This window comes from Microcoleus sp. F4-D5 (genome assembly GCF_036704885.1).
Lineage (GTDB): Bacteria > Cyanobacteriota > Cyanobacteriia > Cyanobacteriales > Microcoleaceae > Microcoleus.
On the sequence record NZ_JAUBSX010000047.1, the window covers coordinates 13,284 to 33,346 of the forward strand.

A 20,063-nucleotide genomic window follows, 5' to 3' on the forward strand; every position below is an offset into this window, starting at 1 on the left:
GGGACACAGCACTGCTGTGTCCCTACATTTATCAGGTGCAATTTACCGAATTTGAGATAGTTTATGGATGCAAAAAATCTAAATGTTCCCCCGGAATTTGGCTCAACTCTTGGGGAGTTCCTGTTAGTTTGAGTTCGCCCCGATCGAGCAGTACAATCAAATCGGCGCGCTGAATGACTCGGGGACGGTGGCTGATTAAAATGGTCGTTTTGCCCTGACGATAAGCCAGCAGTCGATCGAGCACTTCAGTTTCTGTTGCCGGATCGAGGGCTCCTGTAGATTCATCTAAAATCAAGACAGGCGGGTCGGTAACAAGGGCGCGGGCGATCGCCAATCTTTGCCTTTGTCCGCCAGAAAGATTCGCGCCAAACTCGCCCAAAACAGTCTGATACGTGTCGGGAAGTCCGCTGACAAAATCGTCGGCACCGGCAATTTGGCAAGCTTTTACTATTTGTTCTAAAGTCGCGCTAGGGTAACAAAAGCGGAAATTCTCAACAATCGATCGGCTCCAAAAGTGAGCTTCCTGTGGCACGAGCACCACTTGTTCGCGCAGGCATTCTAGGGACAAATCGGATTGATTGTACTGTCCGAAGCGGATATTGCCGGATTGCAGCGCATACAAACCGGCAAGCAGTTTTGCCAGCGTACTTTTGCCGCAGCCGGATTTGCCAATCAAAGCTGTCACCTTGCCGCCGGGAATCGTCAGCGAAAAGTCTTTCAGCAAATCCACGCGGCCGATGTGGTGGAAGTTGAGGTTTTTGCAAGTAATATCGGCATCAGCGGGAATGTCGGCACGATCGCGCGGGGCGTTCTCCCCCATTTCTGGCGCGGTGTCGATGATGTCGCCGAGACGCTGCGTAGCAGTTTGAGCGCGGGCGAACTCGTCCGTCAAGTTGATGGCGGTGCCAATTAGGGCGGTGAAGTTGCGGTTCATGCCGTTGAATGCCAGCAGTTGACCGACGGTAAGTTCTTGGCGAATCACCAGAATGCTGCCAAAACAGAGGACGGCAAGGGAACCGACGCCGGAGGCCAGAGTAGAGAAGACGCTGTTGAGGATGCTGATTTGTAACAAGCTGAAGGTGACATTTGCCAGATGACCGAAGCGACTTTGCAGTTCTTCCCAAGCTTGAGGCGCGGCATTGTTGGTTTTTAAAGTCAGGGCTCCCTTGAAAGTCTCGACTAGGATGCCTTGGTTTTCGGTGTCTGTGACCAAAACGTCGCGGGTTTTCTGTTGCAGGGCGGGCAGGAAGATTAGGGCTGACAGAGTTGTGAGGAACGAGACGGCGACGGCAGCGACAGTCAGTTTCCAGCTATAGACCAGCATAAATCCCAGGGATACTAGGGCGATGAAGAATTCGCTAGGCAGGCTGGTTACTACCTGGGAGACTAGCAGATTGATTTCCCGGATGTCCCGCAGGCGGCTGACAATTTCGCCGCTGCGGTGCGATTCGTAGTAGCTGAGGGGAAGCCGCAGGATTTGGCGGCCGAATTCGAGTGCGAGTCCTAGTTCCAAACGCTGAGCTAAGTGAGCCACTAGATTCGCCTGAACTAGGCTTAGCAGGCTGCTGAAGAGGATTGTGGCGGCGGTGGCGATCGCGATCGTAATTAGCAGTTCCGTGTCTCTCCGCACCAATACGTCATCGGTGAGTACCTGAATCAGCAGCGGGAATGCCAGAGAAAGTAGGCCGATCGCCATGTTCAGCGGCAAAACTTCGGCAACTAAGCCGCGGTAGTGCCAGACGCGCTGCAAAAAGCGCCCAAATCCCCCGATTCGGTCATTTGGCAGTGCGTAAAAACGGTTTTCGTCCGGCACTAGCAGCAGCATCACTCCATTGTTCCAAGACTCTGTGAGTGCCTCGCGGGTAAGGTAGCGCAGGCCTGCACCGGGATCGGCAACTACATACTTTTTGCCCCGGCGGCCGTAGAGGACAACCCAGTGAACGCCTTTCCAGTGAATGATCGCGGGCAGCGGGGCTTCGTTGAGGCGATCGATTAATTCGGGCGTGGCTTTGACGGAACGGGCGTTAAATCCCAAAGCTTCTGCCCCGCGGCGCAATCCCAGCAGCGTTGTTCCCAATTGTCCGGTGCCGACGGCTTCGCGGACGCGGTTCATGGCCAACGTGCGCCCGCAGGATTTGGCAACGGTGGCGAGACACGCGGCACCGCAGTCTTCTTCGCTGTGTTGGAGAACGATCGGATATTTCATCACTAATTAACTTTTTATTAGAGGGTAAGTATTGATAGAAAGTTGAGCGGTTTTCTTTACTTTTTTTAACAAACCGCAGAGGACGCAGAGGACGCGGAGTGAGAGAAGATAGAGAGATTTGCTGGTTGAGAAACGCTTTAAAATTGTTGGGAGTTACGTATCAGACCAAAGAAAATGGGTTTTTACGAAAATCTTTTGTTGCAGCCAAAAGTTTAAGTAAAAAACCCGGTTTCTGACTACCGATGCGTAAGTCCCGATCGCTCGATCGGCGATCGTTGGGTTTGGCTCTCAGGAGTTCTCTTATAAAATAAGTTTTTGACACAGGATATGAAATCGTGGCTAACAGTAAATTTCCCGCTGCCGGTGCAAGTCAAGCACAGCATTTTTCCGAGATATTTCCTCAGTTGCCAATTCTTGGGAGCGATCGCGCAATTTGGACTGGTATCAGTTTAGAATATCACCGCCAGCCACCGTTTGAAACCTCGGAATATGCGATCGGTTCTCACATGATCGCCATCAACCTCGGACAGAGTTTCCACATGGAACGAAAGATTGAGCGAAAGTGGGAAACATCGCAAGTATTGCCAGGTGCGATCGGTCTTTGTCCGTTCAATCTATCTCACGAACTTCGCTGGCATAGTGAAATGAATTTACTCTCTCTCAATCTAGAACACGAATTCTTAGTTCGCAGCGCGCTGGAATTATTCAATACCGAGCAAGTTGAGTTATTGTGTCCGATGGGCTTTCAAGATCCGTTAATCCAGCAAATTGGACTGGCACTCAAGGCAGAAGCGCAATCAGATGGCGGGGGCAGCCGCCTTTATGCAGAGACAATGGCCAATGCCCTTGCCGTACATTTATTGCGGCATTATTCGACGCAAGGGCATCGTAAACTCGACGGCAAATTCGCAATGTGTCCGCACAAATTGAGGTGGGTAAAAAACTATATCAACGATTATTTAGAACGGCAATTCAGTGTAGATGAACTGGCGGGTATCGCCCAACTCAGTCCCTACCACTTCTCCCGCGCTTTCAAACAATCTGTTGGTATCAGTCCGCACCAATACGTGATTCAACAGCGGGTTGAACGGGCAAAACAATTGCTGTTGCAGGGAAAGATGAGTCTGTCTGAAATTGCGATCGCCTGCGGATTTACTCATCAAAGCCATCTCACTCGCCACTTCAAACGCTTAACCGGAGTGACTCCCAAAACTTTGCTCAAATCCCAGCAATAAGACGCAGAGGTGAATCATGTCGCAGCAGGAAGTACCAGAAGTACCAGAGGTTTATTCAACTGAAGATAATCGATTCCTCGATATTTCTGAGAGATCGCCCCTTCTCATTAGCAATAGCTCGGGATGGAGCGATATCGATCTGGCATCTTTTGACTTGCCAGCCGCAGAGATGGCTGAATATAGCATCGATCGGTATGCAATTGGAATTAATATAGGGCAAGGTTTTCACTTAAAACGATCCTTAGAAGAAACTGTGCAAGAGGGATTTATTCCTCCTGGTACAAGCTGTATTTGTCCGAGCTACTATCGCCAAGCTTACCGTTGGGATAGACGCAATCAGATTATCTATCTTAACTTGAAATCAGAATTATTGACTCGGCAAAAAATCGCATTACTAAAAACAGATTGTGTGGAGTTAATTCCTCATTTTGCAGTTCAAGATCCGCTGATTTATCAGATTGGGTTATCACTGAAGGCAGAACTTGAAACAAATGGATCGAGTAGCGATATTTATGTCGAGTCTGCCGCAACGTTCTTAGCCGTTCACCTGCTAAAAAATTACTCCACTCGAATCTACAAAATCCGAGATTATGTTGGAGGACTGCCTCAACATAAACTAAGGAATGCGATCGACTATATCCAAGAAAATTTGTCAGAAAATATATCACTTGAAGCAATAGCTAACCATATTGACATGAGTTCCTATCACTTTTGTCGCCTGTTCAAACAATCAACTGGTTTCAGTCCGTACCAATACGTCATTCAACAGCGGGTTGAACGGGCAAAACAATTGTTGTTGCAGGGAAAGATGAGTTTAGCTGAAATTGCGATCGCCTGCGGATTTACTCATCAAAGCCATCTCAACCGCCACTTCAAACGCTTGACAGGGGTAACGCCTAAAACGTTCCAGTGATAGCCTCTCCAGTGGATAATGGCGGGTAATGGGGCTTCATTGAGGCGATCGATCAACTCAGAAGTGGCTTGGACCGAACGGGCATTAAATCCTAACGCTTCTGCCGCCCGACGTAGCCCCAAAAGCGTTGTCCCTAGCTGCCTGGTTCCGATCGCTTCCCGAATGTGTGGAATGGCAAATGTTCGTCCATAGGATTTAGCAACGGTGGCGAGACAGGCGGCACCGCAGTCTTCTTCGCTGTGCTGGAGAACGATCGGATATTTCATCGAAAGTTCGCCATGCAAGTCCTATCGTTGAGTCGGAAGTTGCCCGCCAGAGTACAATTTGCATTGGCTGAAACCATTGCCATGCTTGAACTATAGCCACTGGGTTTCAAAATTGTGCACTCATGTAAGACTGGCGAACCCACAAAATTTGCCTGACAATAGTTTCAGACACAAGTTGCCCCCTTCGTGGGGCAACTTCCGCCCAACCGAGCCGTCTTGACCCTGGCTGTGGCTCAAGCGATCGGTCAGTTGTAACCAGCAACTTGCGCTTGCACAAGTTTAGCAATCGCCCAGCCCAAAGTGCAGAAGTACACTGCGCCCCAACTTCCTAACCATTTACTGCACAACTTTAGCAATCGCCCAGCCATAACCGCAGAAGGGCACTGCGCCCCAACTTCCTAACCATTTACTTTCGTTGTATAAACATGTCTCAAAAGCGTCGCTTCCACCTTTGATTTGGGCGCATTGGTCATCATCCAAGTCTACTACTAGTTCAGTAAGCATTACCGCTTCATTGTTCTGATTTGGAGAAGCAGGTAGAGTTGTGATAGAGATATTTGACATCTTAGTTCTTCCTGTTTGAAATAGATCCATCTGACTTAATATTGGCAGGAAATTAGACAGACATCTTGCATGATATTGCTATTTTTGCACAATCTTGCTACAGCTTGAGCAAAGTTTTAGGAGTCGCACTTAAAAAAGAACTGGCGGGTATCGCCCAACTCAGTCCCTACTACTTTTCCCGCGCTTTCAAACAATCTGTTGGTATCAGTCCGCACCAATACGTAATTCAACAGCGAGTTGAACGGGCAAAACAATTGCTGTTGCAGGGAAATATGAGTCTGTATGAAATTGCGATCGCCTGCGGATTTACTCATCAAAGCCATCTCACTCGTCACTTCAAACGCTTGACAGGAGTGACTCCCAAGACTTTGCTCAAGTCATAGCAAGAACGTGCAAAAACAGCAATATCGTGCAAGATTCTTCTGCCAGTGCGTGCGACTATACAAACTACTAAGTAACTAGCAAAGGAGCCATGAGATGTTTCGCAAGCCCTTAAATAAGAAGTTACAATCTTTTCAATCGTCACTACTTGTGCAATGCGAACTGAGCGATCGCGAGCAAGAAAGAATTTGTGGCGGTCAAAACTCTAGACCTTATACAGGTCCAACGGCTGTTCCAGGTTGTTGGGGCCCCAACGATATGTTACCTCCAACTTCTGGTCAACCTCGGTGTTAGTCATTTCGGAAATGGTTCGTTCATTCAGAATCATTCCTATAAGCGGTAATCAGAATGCCAGCGATTAAAGGGAGAAATGTAGATATGGAAACAACCCAAACAAACATGGAAACAACCCTTTGGCATGAACTGGATGAATAAACCTCAGAAACCATTTCTGGCGGTGCAAAGGTAGAGGGATGCCTGGCCTGGAGTATTCGTTTCGGTGATGTCACCCGAACGCCATCCTCCGAGGTATCCTCCGACGTATTTTTTGTGATTTTGTAATTCCGATCTGCTTGATAAATTCCTACAAGGAGGTTAAGTAATCATGCTGAATTTGTTCAAATCTCAAGTTCAATCTTCAAATCAAATTAAATTCTCTAAATCTCACGATCTTTGGAATGATTTGTCCTTAGATGAGTCTTCATCTCATGTAGGAGGACATGGAAATCCTTTGATTTGGAGAGATCCAGAATTCGGGTGGTGCCGACGCAGACTAGACGGTGATGTGTCTTGTAGATACAGAGAACCCGGTATTCCTTAGGGTTATGCTCTTTGACAACTCTCCCAAATTTGCCTAATAGCGATCGCTCATGTAGTGGCTGTTCCTTCTATCAGCCATGAGCCAAGCAGATGCAGGAGTTAAAAAGGCAGTTCTCAACGATTTGTGAAGGCAAGATTCCCAACATCTATAATAATTCGGGAATCTAAACTCGTAGCAAGAACGTGCAAAAACAGCAATATCGTGCAAGATATCTGGCTAATTTCCTGCCACTATTAAGTTTACCAGAAAAGTTATAACCTCGAACCCCTGGTAAACGCCATGGTTTTTTTTATGTCGAGTAAAAAATCATGAATACAGTCTTAAATTCCGAAAATGAGGTTAAGTAATCATGCTGAATTTGTTCAAATCTCAAGTTCAATCTTCAAATCACATTAAGTTCTCTAAATCTCACGATCTTTGGAATGATTTGTCCTTAGATGAGTCTTCATCCCATGTAGGAGGACATGGAAATCCTTTGATTTGGAGGCAGTACGATCCACAATTTGGGTGGGGGTGGTGCCGCCGCAGACTAGACGGTGGTACGACTTGTAGACACAGACAAACCGGTGTTGATTAGGGTGATGCTCTTTTACGGCTATCCCGGATGTTTGGCGGGAAAAATAGCGGCTGAACGAATTTTTCTGAAGTGTCAAGGCCCAAAACGTTGATGCAGAAAGATTATCAGCTTGCGTTACCACCACAATTATCGGAGAGCTGAATCCGCATTTTTTCTTTCGCGGTAAGGTGCGTCGCTGTGGAATTTCTCCAAGCAGCGAGAACAGTCTTCGCGACGCACCCTACTTTCACTTCAAAAACACGATGAATTAACGTACAGGAGTAAATCTGATGAAAGCAATGCAGCCTAAGAAATCGCCAACCATACCAAACGATCCCAATCAAGCTTTATGGAAAGAAATCGGTGATGAGGTAGCTGCTCAAATAGGCGGCGGGGAAAGAGTGAAGGGATGGGGTTCATGCCAAGTACCTGGCAAATGTGAAGTAGGGTTGAAATTTACTATCTTCAGATTTTAGCAAGCATACTACTTAGCAAGCTAACTACGTGAAGGTCGCAGCTTGGATGGTGGGCATTGCCCACCTACACAAAAGCTTGACAAATATTAGCACGCTAAAAACGAATGTTCCCGACACAAAAATTTTAATTCATGTTCGTTAATAAAAAGTATTTCTAGATATTAGGCTTGCAGGATTTTGGGCTACAAAACCTTTTAATTACATCAAGGAGCAAGAGACTATGGCTAGCAATGTGATATACGGAACCGCAGCAAGCGAAAATCTTGTCGGTCATGACATCCCTTTCTGGTCTATTGAAAACGATCAGTATGTCCTCAGACCACCCGACGATACCATCTATGGTTACGGCGGCAATGATGATTTAAATGGACGGGGTGGCAATGACGAATTGTTTGGTGGTTCTGGCAATGATACTTTGGAAGGTGATGATGGTAATGACGAATTGTTTGGCGGTTCTGGTAACGATCAATTGTATGGCGGTGATGGCAATGATTCAATGTCTGGCGACTCCGGCAACGACACCATGAGTGGAGGGTCTGGAAATGACACTTTAAATGGTGGATTGGGAAACGACTTCTTGAATTCGCAGGATGGTAACGACTTTTTAACGGGAGGAGATGGTGCAGACCAATTAAGGGGTGGAAATGACGCTGATACTCTTAATGGTGGGGATGGTAACGACTTTTTACGCGGAGAAAATGCCAACGACAGCCTAGTAGGAGAAGCGGGTGATGACAACCTGCAGGGTAACGAGAATAATGACATTATCAACGGTGGAATTGGTGATGACAATTTATCTGGTGGTTTTGGCACAGATACATTGATTGGTGGAGACGGTAATGACTGGATTCGCGGTGCTGATGGCGGTGCAAACGATATAAATACCAACCAATTCGACAGATTAACGGGAGGTGCTGGCGCAGATAACTTTGTTTTGGGAGATGCGTTATTTGTAAATAGTTGGCCGCATTATTTGGGGGTTGGTAACGCTATTATCACTGACTTCAACATTAGTGAAGACAGAATTCGTCTCTACGGTAATAGAGACAGCTACTCTCTTAATGCGAGCGGTCCTAATAATACCGGCATTTATTACCAGGGCGATCTGATTGCAGTCGTTCAAAACGCAACAAATCTCGATCTGTCTCAGCCTTATTTTGTTTTCTACCAATTCTAACCCTTTCATACCAAGGTGAGCGTGTGGATCTCCGACGAGAGAAAACACGGAGTAGGGACGGGTTTTTTACCCACCATATATGTCGAACATCAACCATCTGGTAAACCCGCCCCCTCATATTTTTACAACAATCCAAGGAGTTGAAAAATGCTTCAAAAACACAAAACAGATAATTCAGTGCTGTCTGCCTTCGATTTTGTCTCCTGGCAAGCGCTTGTTGTTGAGTTAGGCGAAGAAAATGAGGAATTGCTGTCAGGAGGTCACACTGGTGAGGATATACTTCGCCGTCGATTGACCGCAAGAGATGTAGAACAAGTAACTGGCACGGCCAGTATAGCCAGTCAGTACGGAATTCGCAGTATTCCTACCTTAATGATTTGAACAGGACTTACCCACGCGGAGTCAAAAACCCGGTCTCTCTGTCAATATCTCTCGCTAGTAAGGCACAATTTTTCTCAGAAACCCGGTTTTTTGCGTAAGTCTGGTTGAAGAAAGGGCGATCGCTCGATTCGTAGCAAGAACGTGCAAAAACAGCAAAAATGTGCAAGACATTCAAGAGCGACATCTGACATTGTTTAAGCCAGACACAAAACCGATCGTTAAGTTTGAAGCAAAATGGAGGTTTTGATGATGGAAATTCGACAACTGTGGCAAGAATTCAATGACGAACAAGCTGAAAAGCTTTCTGGTGGGGAAATTGAGGGTTGCTTAGCTGGGAGTGCTGGATTCTCCGATGTCGCTCGACCAAGCACCTCACAGGCTCCATCCTCTTGCACTTTCTATCCAGGAAGTAGTCTGTCTAAAAACTCAAATGTTGAAGCGGAAGGAAAGATTAGGGGAACATTAATGTTCTGAGCGATCGCCCTTGAATGCCACTATCTTATTTGTACGATCGCATCTCCCATAATTTATCTGTTTAAAAACCGGGAGGAAAAAAATGTTTCGCAAACACCAAACTAAAAATTCATCAAAATCAGTGTTGGATGTTAAAAAAATACATCCGCTAGTGATGGATTTAAACGAACAAGAGCAAGAATCGATATCGGGTGGGGAATTACAGCGTCTCCAAGTGGAGTTCGCGGCTGGGTTAGCGACTGTAGGCGCGATCGTTCTCCCTTCTCTACTTGGTCAAGTCAACAAGGCAAAACATTAGTAACTGTAACAGGAGGCTTGGAAATGCTTAATCAGAGTGCTTGGCTGAGCGATCGCGCACTTCAAGATATCTCAGATACAGAAGCCAACTTAATCGCAGGCGGTCAAGTTACAACCGTTCCTGAATTGATGGATGTTCGGCCAATAGATGTGAGTACCGAACCCAAGAAAACATGGGGAATGCTGTCTCAAAACTTTAAATCCATGGGATTGGCAGCACTGTCTACTTATATCAGCCGTATAATCCTCTTCCTTAATTAAACTAAGATTTCACAAAGGAGTTGAAAAATGTTTCGCAAACAGCCAATTAACAATCCATCAAAACCTGTTTTGAATATCGAACAATTACAACAGCTAGTGGTGGAATTAAACGAACAGAATCAGGAATCGATATCTGGTGGAAAATTCCCCTGCGATGGTCCGGGTCGCGGTGGAACCTGCGATATTAGTTCTTGGGATCACCCTATTTTATTTGCATCCAGGTGAACTGAAGCTCGTCCTTAACTTGTAAACCCACGCTCTCTAAAAGGAGGCTTGAAAAATGCTTAATAATAGTCCTTGGCTGCGCGATCGCGCACTTCAAGATATCTCAGATATGGAAGCCGATTTAATCGCAGGCGGTCAAGTTATCGGCGTTGATAAATTTGGGGATTTTCGGCCTGCGATAACTGAATCCAATAACAAACTGGCTATGAGTTCCAAAAACTCAACCCAAACAGGATTAGCAGCACAGTTTCCTTTTATCCTCAACTTGGTACTCTTGTTCCCCAATCCTTTTGCTTCTTAAAGGAGTTCAAAAAGCAATGACTAGCGAGGTTTTTTGTAACCGTATAAAACAGGATAATTCTTACTCTCAAAGCCTTCTATTGCAAAATCTAGAAACCTGTTTGGATATGAGTGAAAGCGAACAGGAGTCGATTAAAGGAGGTCAGACGAGTCCGTCGTCACGTCTAACATTTTGGGGGGTAAGAACTTCGGGCGGAATTTGGACATTTTGGTGGGATCGCGCCACTAAAAAGTTTGGCTTTAGTTACCAGTGGACTTGAATTTAAAGCAGCCGTAAGGTGCACACAGTGCACCCTACGTATCGAGTTTGTACGTAAATCCTGGCTGAGATATCGAGACAGGATAAAAGTTCAATTTTTCAGGGCTATATCTGTGCGAGGTGATTATGATACAATTAAAATGTCTCATATTTATTACAGCGATCGCGGCGCTTTTTAGCTTTCCTAGTGCCGCTGTAGCCAATGACCAAGATGTTCAAGCAACAACTATTCCTGCTAGTGCTTGTCGCCCGGAAAGTGACACTGCGGACGCAAGTGTCAGAATGGTGAACGGCGCTTTTATTTTCAATGGAAATAGTACGGGAACAGTAAGATTTTTCTGCCCGCTGCCAATCAATAGGTTGACAGTATCCGATTCATCAAACGACAACGATTTGACAGGGTATCGCGTCTACTACCGGGATACGGATGGCACTGGAAATGCGGTTGAAATCACCACGCACCTTTTCTATCGCAATAGCAATGCTAACGCTTCCATACCAGTTAATGCAGCGTGGAGTTCTAATTCTAACTCTAGCAACTCGACAGTCAATACATCTTTCTTTGTTGACGATCCAAATCACCAATTTGAGTCGTTTAGGCTCTACTTTTTTGTCGTGACTATGAGGCGGAATAACATAAATCAAGACCCGGCATTTGGCGGGATCGACTTTGTTCTTCCTCCAGTAGGTTAAGTAGCATTAAAAACACGACTTAGGATCGTCAATTAAATAATTTCCCTTTTTTCTTGTGGGATGGGCTCTTATAGCCCGCCCAGAAAGGACGGGCTATAAGAGCCCATCCCACAACAGTCATGAAAAGTGGATTTTATTTAATTCTCATCCCTTACATCGTTCGTTGGGTGGGGGCAGGTTTATGAGATTGTGGGTTTTAGGCCAAGATTGTCGGTGAACCTGCCCCTACAAGACCTTGTGTTGTATAACAAAATAATGACTGATGACTGATGACTAATGACTACTGACTCTTCTTTTGACTTTCTCCGCACCGCGAAACCGGATGAATTCTTGCCGCCCGTCAGCCGCTGGATAACGGCGGGCGGATTCTTTTTGTTGGCAACTTTTGGCGGTGCGATCGCCCTTGCTGCTGTTGCTAAATATAATGTTACCGTCAGAGCTCCCGCTACCGTCCGTCCTGCTGGAGAAATCCGGATTGTAGAAGCGGCGACAGCAGGTACGGTTAAAAGCATTCAAGTCAAAGAAAATCAGGCTGTCAAACAAGGAGATGCGATCGCCATCATCGACTCTTCCCAACTTTTAACTAAACAAAGCCAACTGCAAGGAAATATCCAGCAAAACCAACTGCAACTGCGTCAAATTGCCGCTCAAATTAGCGCTTTAGACGATCGCCTAGCAGCGGAAACCCAGGCAATGGAAGGCGCAGTTGCCTCTGCCCAAGCAGGTTTAAGCCGCAGCCAGCGGGAATATGGAGAACGGCAAATTACCTCGCTGGCTGAAGTTGAAGCGGCCAAAGCTAATTTACAATTAGCCCAGTCGGAATGGGAAAAATCGCTGCCGGAATTGCAAAAAGAACAGGCTTCCTTGCAAACAGCCGCAGCAAATTTAAAGGCTGCCGAGGCAAATTTAAAAGCAGCCGTTTCTAAGCGCGATCGCTATCAGTCAATCCAAAAAACAGGCGCTATTTCGCTGGATTTAGTGGAGGAGACGAAACTTGCCGCACAGCAGCAAGAACAAGCCGTGGCAGGGCAAAAAGCCGCCGTAGAAGCGCAAAAAAAAGCAGTTGAAAGCCAAAGAAAAACCGTTGAACGCCAACAACAAGCTGTTGAAGTGTCCGCTGCTAAATTGAAAGTTGTTGAAGCTGCCCTGAATCCCAGTGCCGCACCGATTGCGATCGCCCAACAGCAAATTGCTCAAGAAAAAGCCAAGGGTGAAGCAGCTTTGGCAGCGTTGAAAAAAGAACGATTAGTTTCGATTCAGAGTCGCGCTGACATCGAAAATCAAATCAATCGCGATCGCCAAGAGCTCAAACAAATTGATACCGAACTTGCAAAAAGTGTCGTTCGTTCTCCCGTAGACGGCACAATTCTCAAACTGAATCTGCGAAATCCCGGACAAACTGCACAACTCGGTGCGGCAATCGCTCAAATTGCTCCCGCTAATGCTGCGATTGTCGTCAAAGCTCGCGTGGCGGCTCCCGATATTGGTAAAATCGCGATCGGTCAAACATCTATCCTGCGGATTTCTGCCTATCCCTATCCCGACTACGGCGTACTAGAAGGGAAAGTTAGCGCGATCGCACCCGATGCCATTGCTGGTGAAAATAACAGTCCGCCTTACTATGAAGTGACTGTTAGGCCCCAAAGGACTTATTTAGTCAAGGGCGATCGGGCTATTAGCCAATCTGCCGATCGACAGTGCTGTCAGTATCATATTCAAGCAGGAATGGAAGTTACAGCAGACATTATTTCCCGACAAGAAACCGTACTTACATTTATTCTCAGAAAAGCCAGGATGATCGCCGATGTTTAACCAAATTTACCACCACCCATTAGTATATTTTATCGTGTAATTCACCCCGACCTTCTGAGGGCGAGTTGCTATACTGGTACGCACGGCATCTTTACCTATCTTCAAGTTTGCCGATTCACAGTCAAATCAGGTATGGAAACGCAACCTGGATCAACGCGATCGGCATTGCCGAAGCAGCGCCATAACCTAGCAATATTGCTGCCCTTGCTGTTGCAGGATTAGGCTTGTTTCTCTTCAAGATTAATAAACAGCTAGGTTTTTTTACAGGGCTAGGTGTTGAAAGCGATCGCGTTTTTCCAATCAGCGCGATCGTCTCTCATGTAGAAATTGATATTTTGCGGATTTGATAGTAAAATTTTGTCCTGACCGAAAACAACCAGGGTACAAGCCCCCGCATAAATCCGTGGGGTTGCTTTCTTCAATCTAAAATCTAAAATCTAAAATCTAAAATCGATGCAATATTGCTGCCCTTGCTGTTGCAGGATTAGGCTTGTTTCTCTTCAAGATTAATAAACAGCTAGGTTTTTTTACAGGGCTAGGTGTTGAAAGCGATCGCGTTTTTCCAATCAGCGCGATCGTCTCTCATGTAGAAATTGATATTTTGCGGATTTGATAGTAAAATTTTGTCCTGACCGAAAACAACCAGGGTACAAGCCCCCGCATAAATCCGTGGGGTTGCTTTCTTCAATCTAAAATCTAAAATCTAAAATCTAAAATCGATTGACTGTCACTTTATTTTTCGCCGATCGCTAATCTATACAATACCCTCTAAGTAGGTAGGCGCTGTAAAACGCAATTATGTAAACGATTGTCAAATATCCAAATGCCTTAAGCGTGGCTAAGTCAGCCCTGTTTACATACTGTTACATAGAGCGGTTTAATTCCGCCTACCTACCTACTGCCTTTAACACAAAAATAAAATTTATGCAAGTCACTCGATTATGCGACTGGTAACTAACAGCTAGCGAGTGTTATTAGTTAGTGATTACTTAAAAAAAGCAACTTAAATCAGGGACTGTCAAAAAATTTCAGAGTGCATTTCTACAGTTGTAGACCTCAACAAGAGTGAAATGAGCTAGATATGCCCACCGCAAAGGTATCTGATTTCGTCATTCTCACCCTGTATGCCAATGGAGATACTTCTCATGAATTCCCAGACACAAAAGCGTCAGCGCGCAATTATTTTGACATCTGAAGGTATTGATAAATTCCCAACAGCAAAAGCTGAGGCAAAAAAATACCAAAATTGGTACCAAAATTCTACTCTCAAAGTCAAGAGCGATCGCACTAACAAAGAGTCAGATAATTTCATTAAGGTATTAGTCAAGCAAATCTTGGATCGGGTAGGGGCGATAGTTGTGGAGATTGCAGGGCAAGTGAAATTCATGACTCAACGGGCAGAAGAACTTTTGAGCCAGTATTTTTTACCCCACATCCCATATTCCTTGCCAGAATCCTTACAACATTGGTTCAAAGATCAGATTGCGCGACTCAAGTTCAACGGAGATGTTCCATCTCGCTGTTTACCATTGCACATTCAACAAGCAGGAAGACAGTTGAGCGTCCGTCTGATTCCCGATCCCATCAAGGAGCAATATCTGTTGCTATTAGAGGAAGAAGAACTGCAATCTTTATCTATTTCCGCCCTGGAATTGCTAGGACTCACCAAACGCGAGGCGGAGGTTTTATTCTGGATTACCAAAGACAAAAGCAATGCAGCAATCGCTAAAGTTCTCGGTTGCAGTGAAGGAACAGTGCGTAAACATCTCGAGCATCTTTACGGGAAACTAAGCGTACAAACCCGGACTGCTGCTGTTATGGTTGCTCTGGAAAAATTGGGGTTATTAAAAGCAGAATCTGTTGCAATATCTTCATAATTGAATACGCAGATGGTCGTATTATTGCCCGAATTGATGTTGAAGAGAATTAGAGCATACACAAAGAAAGCAAACAGCGTCACCGTAGTTGCTGTTTGCCTGAAGTGTCTAATTGACAACAACTAAAACCTAAATGAAGGCAACAAGATTATGGCAAACCATGAATTGATAGAACTCGACTACGATCCTTTAGAATTCCTAGATGGGGAGGGACTAGCCACCTTGGTTAGTCCAGAAGGTGTTGCGGAAGTACCCGCAGCCGGGAGATGCCAGCAACTTTAGAACTCCATGAAGCCCTCTCCGGTTGCTTTAACATCATTGGACCGATCGCAATTTGCTATTCCAAAATTGGCGATGGCTTTAAAGTCTGCCTGAAACTGGCAGGACTTGAGGTAGCCTGCGCCAATATAGGTCTCAATAAGTGCCAGACACTTCAAGGGAATATCCTTTTAGCTAAGGCATCAATTCAAATGTGTTTACAAGGTAAGTGTCTGACTTATAAAGCACAGGCTTGTTATCGGACGACTCCTTTTTCCTCGTGGAAGTGTGTTTCTCAGAGTGGCACGATTATCTGCTTGTAGCTAGCTTTTTTGCCGGAAACCCCACGCCATACGCCATAAACGCAAGGCTTGGCGCTGGGGTTTCCGGCCGGATTTTTCACGCCAAAGGCTTGTGAGAAAAAGCTATGCCAAAAAAGGCAAAATTTGTTGCAATGTCTTCACAATCCTGTACGCGGATCGTCGTATTGTTTCCAAAGTTTATTTTGAGGAGTATTAGAGAGAACGCTATAGGGAGTCTCTAATTTATGTCCCAAAAAAATAACTGCGGAGGTAAAAATGGAAACCAATAATGTAGATGCAACGGTCGATTTTGTCGATATCGGTGTTCAGAAACAGGATTCGGCAGTTCGCGAAGGTCAATCTGATGCTAAACCGGGCATCGAACATCAAACCTTGCTTCACACGCTACGCGCATCATCTACGTCCGCTGTGGAAAACAAAGAAGTTTTACCTCAAAAAAGCCAAGAAGATTCAACAGTCGATTTTGTTGATTTCGGTGTACTGAAACAAGATTTCGCAGCTAGTGAAGGTCAATCTGATGCTAAACCGGGCATCGAAAATCAAACCTTGCTTCACACGCTACGCGCATCATCTACGTCCGCTGTAGAAAACAAAGAAGTTTTACCAGAAGTGACTCGTTCTTAAAAAGGGGTCTAGAAGCCTATTGATTGACAATTACTCATTGTAAGAGGTGGAATATGCTCACAATTTGCAACAAGTATACACATGGTGTTTGGGTCGCTATTATGTACTATCGTCCCAACTGCCCCGATGGTGGAAATTGGGCAAAAAAAGGTTGGTGGCGGCTCAATCCTGGCGAATGCAAAGTGGTGTATGGGGGGAGTTTGCGTAGCCTGAATCGCTACTACTGTTACTATGCCGAGGCTGATAACGGAGCACATTGGTCAGGGCCTTACGTCAGGCCAGTCCCTCCACAAGCATTTGACTGGTGTGAGTGGACAAGCAGCAGCCAAGCAACTAATGTAGGCTTCCGGTTGCTTGATATTAACAGTTACGACAATTTCACGCTGAATTTGACAGCATAAATCTGAGTGGCGTTGTCATTCGATTTTCGATTTTCGATTTTGGATTGACTTGCGCGAGATAAATGCGGGGGGTTGAGGATTTTCGATTTGCGATTTTGGATTGATTCCACGGATCGATCGCGTGGCGGGTACCACCTTTGAAATTCTTGGTCAAGTTAAATTTTTATTCTAAATTTAACTTGACAAATCAATCCAAACACGAATCGTAACAGTTACGTAAGTTGTTGCAATATCTTCATAATCCTATACGCGGATCGTCGTATTGTTCTCCAAATAAATTTGGATGATTATTAGATCAAAAGCATTTATCTAGCTTCAGCAGATAGCTAGAAACTACTTCCCATTAACGTTGTTCAACAACAAGGAAATAAACTATGTCTCCTACAACAGAATTTCCTGCATCGACTTCGATGCCACAGTTTCCAGCAGCTCAGGAAAACCAAGAGGCTAACCTTCTTGAGGTGCGTCAACTGGGCGCACCTCAAGAAGGAGCTTCGCCCCAAACGTTTTTCGGTAATGGCTACCGTTATCGCCATGACTGGGGCGATCGCAACGGACAGCACATCTTGCATCTTAATTGGGGCATAATCACACGCGACTCTCTCGTTTTCGTCGCGATTGGTGAAGGTGCTGCTGGAGGTGGAAAGTTTATCGGTAATGCTCGATATACTCTCCATAATGTTGCCCCAAACAACGGTGTTGTTAGTATTTGGGTCAACATCGAATGGGGAAGCCCGATTCGGCTCTATGTTGACTATTTCGTATTCAACCCTTAGGAGCATGGATGAAATACAGGGCTGTTTCCTCACAAGTCACAGCCTTGGAATTCAATAAATCTCTTTTCCAACTAAAGGCATTATCGAACACTCAATCAGAGGTATTTATGTCTGAACAACCTAGTTTTCACATCCCAGCAACTGCCCAAGCCGATGAAACAACAGGGCGTTACATTATTACTTTCCGCGAAGATGCGGTGACAGAAGGATTAGACCTCCTGAGCGACCAAACTGGCATCAGAGGACTGGCAAATGCTGCCGATTTCCCCGACTCTGCTCTAGACTTGAGCCAAATTGCAGCAGCAGGGGGAGCGGTGTTTCCCACTCTCGGCGTGGCCGTCGTCTCGTTAGACGAAGGGGGTTTCAGCAGCATTATGACCTCAGCGGGAGAGGATTCGGCTATTCTGGCGATCGAACCGGAGCGCACTTTCTACGCCATTAGCGATGGTTTGTCGGCAGAATATTTGCGCGGCTATCGCGATGCGGTGAATAACCTGTACGAGAAAGCCACTACTACAGAAGCAGCAGAAATCGCAGCCCAACCATGTTTTTCCGATGATATCCAATCTACTTGGGGTCTGAAGGCAACGAAGGTGATGAACTCTCTGTTGACTGGTAGTGGAATGAAAGTTGCGGTGCTGGATACGGGGATGGATCTCCAACATCCCGACTTCGCAGGTCGATCGATCGTGTCGCAGTCTTTCGTCCCAGGAGAGGACGTACAAGATGGGATGGGTCACGGTACCCACTGCATTGGAACAGCGTGCGGGTTCAAGGATCTCAACGGCCGCAGGTACGGGGTTGCTCGCGAATCGACCATTTATGTCGGTAAAGTGTTGAGCAATGCCGGTAGCGGCGCTGGTGGCTGGATTCTGGCGGGGATGGAATGGGCGATCGCCAATGGGTGTCAAGTGATCTCGATGTCATTAGGAAACACCAATCCAAAGCCCTCTACGGCCTACGAAACTGTCGGTCGTCGGGCACTGCAAAATGGGTGTCTGATCGTGGCGGCCGCCGGCAACCACGGACCAACCAAAACCGTTGGACAACCAGCGAATAGCCTCTCGATTATGGCTGTTGCAGCCGTCGATAACTGTGTCCAAGTGCCTGACTTCTCGGCTAACTCTGACCTCATTCAAGGAACTAAAGTCGATATCGCCGCTCCAGGAGTGAAAGTATACTCATCACTGCCTATGAATAAAGGGCGTTATGCTGCCTGGAACGGCACTAGCATGGCTACACCTCACGTAGCTGGCATCGCGGCCCTGTATGCCGAATCGACTGGTAAACGAGGTGCTGAACTTTGGCAATTGCTGACTTCCTATGCTATGGCGCTACCCTTGCCAAATACTCGTGTCGGAAGCGGTTTAGTACAAGCTCCGTAATGCAGAATACCCAAATCCCCGCAGCACTTTAAGCCTGCGGGGATAACTGAAGACAATTTACAATAGCGCAATGGATTTACTCCAAAGGATGCTAAATATGTCTGACGAACAAGTACAGCGCATCATAGTGACTGTTGACGATCAAAACATATCGGTAATTCAATCGGTTGTCACTGCCTTAGAATCGGCGGGCATGAAAGTGGAGCAGGTGCTGCCTGTGATTGGCATCGTTACTGGAGAAGTTTCTCAGTCGAAGCTAGAAGGACTAAAGAGCGTAACGGGTGTGGCTAGTGTCGAGATCGATCGAGAAATGCGGGCAATTTAAACTAATCAATCATTTAGGGTTAGTAGATCCAGTTTTGCTAACCCCAAATAGCGAACACCTTCCGGAGTCACGTCAAACCGGCAAGGCAAAACTTCGACACCTTCACTCATAGCCTGTCTGAACAATTCTCCGTAAAGGCGATCGGCACTATCCCCCGGAGCAAAATCAGTACAATCCCCGCGATTAATAAAATACAGCATTACAGCCCTCGAACCCTGCCGCACAACTTCGATCAATTCCCTCAAATGTTTCTGTCCTCTTTCTGTGACAGTATCGGGAAATAAAGCCAAGTTTTCTTTTGCCCAAGTTGTATTTTTAACTTCTAGAAAAATTGGTTGAGTATCGCCCGTCAACCAAAAATCAACTCGGCTTTTTTTGTCTAGCCCGTAAACTATTTCTGGTTGAATTAAACTGTAATTACCCAACTCGGGAAACAAACCTAATTCCAAAGCTAATTTAACTACTCGATTTGGCAGCCCAGTATTAACTCCCACCCAAGTTGGCACAGTGTCGCAAACTTTAATTAATTCCCAAGTATAAGCTAACTTGCGTTTAGGATTGTCGCTGGGAGATACTAGCACTGGATTGCCGGGAATGCAAACACCAGTCATCGGGCCGGTATTCGGACAGTGCGCGGTAATTATTTCTCCCGAATCTAGTTCGATTTCGGCAAAAAATCGCTTGTACCGCTTGATGAGAATTCCTGGTACAAGAGGAGGATATTTGTAAATTAAGTTATTCATTAGTAATTAGTCATCGGTCATTAGTCATAAGAAATCTGGTTCGCTATGCCTCTTT

27 protein-coding genes are annotated in these 20,063 nt (G+C 45.8%); 23 read left to right on the forward strand and 4 right to left on the reverse strand.

The window, feature by feature from the left end; translation table 11 throughout:
- Positions 1-61: 61 nt before the first annotated feature.
- Entirely contained in the window at positions 62-2,206 is a 2,145-nt protein-coding gene (locus QUA80_RS20700; protein ID WP_333426968.1) for a peptidase domain-containing ABC transporter, read from the reverse strand.
- Between the two features lie 335 nt (positions 2,207-2,541).
- Here QUA80_RS20700 and QUA80_RS20705 point away from each other — a divergent pair, with 335 nt between their 5' ends.
- Complete coding sequence (locus tag QUA80_RS20705) at positions 2,542-3,441, forward strand: AraC family transcriptional regulator (RefSeq protein WP_333426969.1); 900 nt, start codon at positions 2,542-2,544, stop codon at positions 3,439-3,441.
- 16 nt (positions 3,442-3,457) lie between these two features.
- Positions 3,458-4,354 carry an AraC family transcriptional regulator gene (locus QUA80_RS20710; RefSeq protein WP_333426970.1) on the forward strand — a complete coding sequence of 299 codons (897 nt, stop codon included), beginning with the start codon at positions 3,458-3,460 and terminating at the stop codon, positions 4,352-4,354.
- Here QUA80_RS20710 and QUA80_RS20715 read toward each other — a convergent pair.
- Entirely contained in the window at positions 4,291-4,620 is a 330-nt protein-coding gene (locus QUA80_RS20715) for a cysteine peptidase family C39 domain-containing protein (protein WP_333426971.1), read from the reverse strand. The two genes, QUA80_RS20710 and QUA80_RS20715, sit on opposite strands and share 64 nt — an antisense overlap.
- A 336-nt stretch (positions 4,621-4,956) precedes the next feature.
- Positions 4,957-5,184, reverse strand: coding sequence for a hypothetical protein (locus QUA80_RS20720; protein ID WP_333426972.1), 228 nt, complete (start codon positions 5,182-5,184; stop codon positions 4,957-4,959).
- 104 nt (positions 5,185-5,288) lie between these two features.
- Here QUA80_RS20720 and QUA80_RS20725 point away from each other — a divergent pair, with 104 nt between their 5' ends.
- The 21 genes from QUA80_RS20725 to QUA80_RS20825 all read left to right on the forward strand — a co-directional run bounded on the left by QUA80_RS20725 (position 5,289) and on the right by QUA80_RS20825 (position 19,265).
- Entirely contained in the window at positions 5,289-5,567 is a 279-nt protein-coding gene (locus tag QUA80_RS20725; RefSeq protein ID WP_333426973.1) for a helix-turn-helix transcriptional regulator, read from the forward strand.
- Positions 5,568-6,169: 602 nt separating this feature from the next.
- Positions 6,170-6,385, forward strand: coding sequence for a hypothetical protein (locus tag QUA80_RS20730; RefSeq protein WP_333426974.1), 216 nt, complete (start codon positions 6,170-6,172; stop codon positions 6,383-6,385).
- Positions 6,386-7,231: 846 nt separating this feature from the next.
- Entirely contained in the window at positions 7,232-7,417 is a 186-nt protein-coding gene (locus QUA80_RS20735) for a hypothetical protein (protein WP_333426975.1), read from the forward strand.
- 220 nt (positions 7,418-7,637) lie between these two features.
- Positions 7,638-8,594 carry a calcium-binding protein gene (locus tag QUA80_RS20740; protein ID WP_333426976.1) on the forward strand — a complete coding sequence of 319 codons (957 nt, stop codon included), beginning with the start codon at positions 7,638-7,640 and terminating at the stop codon, positions 8,592-8,594.
- A gap of 147 nt (positions 8,595-8,741) precedes the next feature.
- Positions 8,742-8,975, forward strand: a complete 234-nt coding sequence (locus QUA80_RS20745; protein ID WP_333426977.1) for a hypothetical protein — start codon at positions 8,742-8,744, stop codon at positions 8,973-8,975.
- A gap of 246 nt (positions 8,976-9,221) precedes the next feature.
- Complete coding sequence (locus tag QUA80_RS20750) at positions 9,222-9,449, forward strand: hypothetical protein (RefSeq protein ID WP_333426978.1); 228 nt, start codon at positions 9,222-9,224, stop codon at positions 9,447-9,449.
- Between the two features lie 82 nt (positions 9,450-9,531).
- The gene (locus QUA80_RS20755) at positions 9,532-9,747 is read left to right on the forward strand and encodes a hypothetical protein (RefSeq protein ID WP_333426979.1); all 216 of its coding nucleotides are present in this window, start codon (positions 9,532-9,534) and stop codon (positions 9,745-9,747) included.
- A gap of 23 nt (positions 9,748-9,770) precedes the next feature.
- Positions 9,771-10,007, forward strand: a complete 237-nt coding sequence (locus QUA80_RS20760) for a hypothetical protein (protein WP_333426980.1) — start codon at positions 9,771-9,773, stop codon at positions 10,005-10,007.
- A gap of 27 nt (positions 10,008-10,034) precedes the next feature.
- Positions 10,035-10,232 carry a hypothetical protein gene (locus tag QUA80_RS20765; RefSeq protein ID WP_333426981.1) on the forward strand — a complete coding sequence of 66 codons (198 nt, stop codon included), beginning with the start codon at positions 10,035-10,037 and terminating at the stop codon, positions 10,230-10,232.
- 55 nt (positions 10,233-10,287) lie between these two features.
- Entirely contained in the window at positions 10,288-10,533 is a 246-nt protein-coding gene (locus tag QUA80_RS20770; protein WP_333426982.1) for a hypothetical protein, read from the forward strand.
- 16 nt (positions 10,534-10,549) lie between these two features.
- Positions 10,550-10,792, forward strand: coding sequence for a hypothetical protein (locus QUA80_RS20775; RefSeq protein WP_333426983.1), 243 nt, complete (start codon positions 10,550-10,552; stop codon positions 10,790-10,792).
- 125 nt (positions 10,793-10,917) lie between these two features.
- On the forward strand, positions 10,918-11,484 hold the full coding sequence (locus QUA80_RS20780) for a hypothetical protein (protein ID WP_333426984.1): 567 nt from the start codon (positions 10,918-10,920) through the stop codon (positions 11,482-11,484).
- Positions 11,485-11,760: 276 nt separating this feature from the next.
- Complete coding sequence (locus QUA80_RS20785) at positions 11,761-13,296, forward strand: HlyD family efflux transporter periplasmic adaptor subunit (protein WP_333426985.1); 1,536 nt, start codon at positions 11,761-11,763, stop codon at positions 13,294-13,296.
- Between the two features lie 1,145 nt (positions 13,297-14,441).
- Positions 14,442-15,173 (forward strand): helix-turn-helix transcriptional regulator, encoded by a 732-nt coding sequence (locus QUA80_RS20790; protein ID WP_333426986.1) that lies wholly within the window; start codon positions 14,442-14,444, stop codon positions 15,171-15,173.
- Between the two features lie 150 nt (positions 15,174-15,323).
- Complete coding sequence (locus QUA80_RS20795) at positions 15,324-15,455, forward strand: hypothetical protein (RefSeq protein WP_333426987.1); 132 nt, start codon at positions 15,324-15,326, stop codon at positions 15,453-15,455.
- The gene (locus tag QUA80_RS20800; protein ID WP_333426988.1) at positions 15,440-15,754 is read left to right on the forward strand and encodes a hypothetical protein; all 315 of its coding nucleotides are present in this window, start codon (positions 15,440-15,442) and stop codon (positions 15,752-15,754) included. The genes QUA80_RS20795 and QUA80_RS20800 overlap by 16 nt, the downstream gene beginning before the upstream one ends.
- A gap of 255 nt (positions 15,755-16,009) precedes the next feature.
- On the forward strand, positions 16,010-16,378 hold the full coding sequence (locus tag QUA80_RS20805) for a hypothetical protein (protein WP_333426989.1): 369 nt from the start codon (positions 16,010-16,012) through the stop codon (positions 16,376-16,378).
- Between the two features lie 53 nt (positions 16,379-16,431).
- The gene (locus tag QUA80_RS20810) at positions 16,432-16,779 is read left to right on the forward strand and encodes a DUF1036 domain-containing protein (RefSeq protein WP_333426990.1); all 348 of its coding nucleotides are present in this window, start codon (positions 16,432-16,434) and stop codon (positions 16,777-16,779) included.
- Positions 16,780-17,153: 374 nt separating this feature from the next.
- Positions 17,154-17,555, forward strand: coding sequence for a hypothetical protein (locus QUA80_RS20815; protein ID WP_333426991.1), 402 nt, complete (start codon positions 17,154-17,156; stop codon positions 17,553-17,555).
- Positions 17,556-17,662: 107 nt separating this feature from the next.
- A complete protein-coding gene (locus QUA80_RS20820) occupies positions 17,663-18,940 on the forward strand; it encodes a S8 family serine peptidase (protein ID WP_333426992.1) in 1,278 nt (425 codons plus the stop codon).
- Positions 18,941-19,037: 97 nt separating this feature from the next.
- Complete coding sequence (locus QUA80_RS20825; protein WP_333426993.1) at positions 19,038-19,265, forward strand: hypothetical protein; 228 nt, start codon at positions 19,038-19,040, stop codon at positions 19,263-19,265.
- A gap of 5 nt (positions 19,266-19,270) precedes the next feature.
- Here QUA80_RS20825 and sfsA read toward each other — a convergent pair whose 3' ends face one another.
- Complete coding sequence (sfsA, locus tag QUA80_RS20830; RefSeq protein WP_333426994.1) at positions 19,271-20,008, reverse strand: DNA/RNA nuclease SfsA; 738 nt, start codon at positions 20,006-20,008, stop codon at positions 19,271-19,273.
- Positions 20,009-20,063 lie beyond the last annotated feature (55 nt).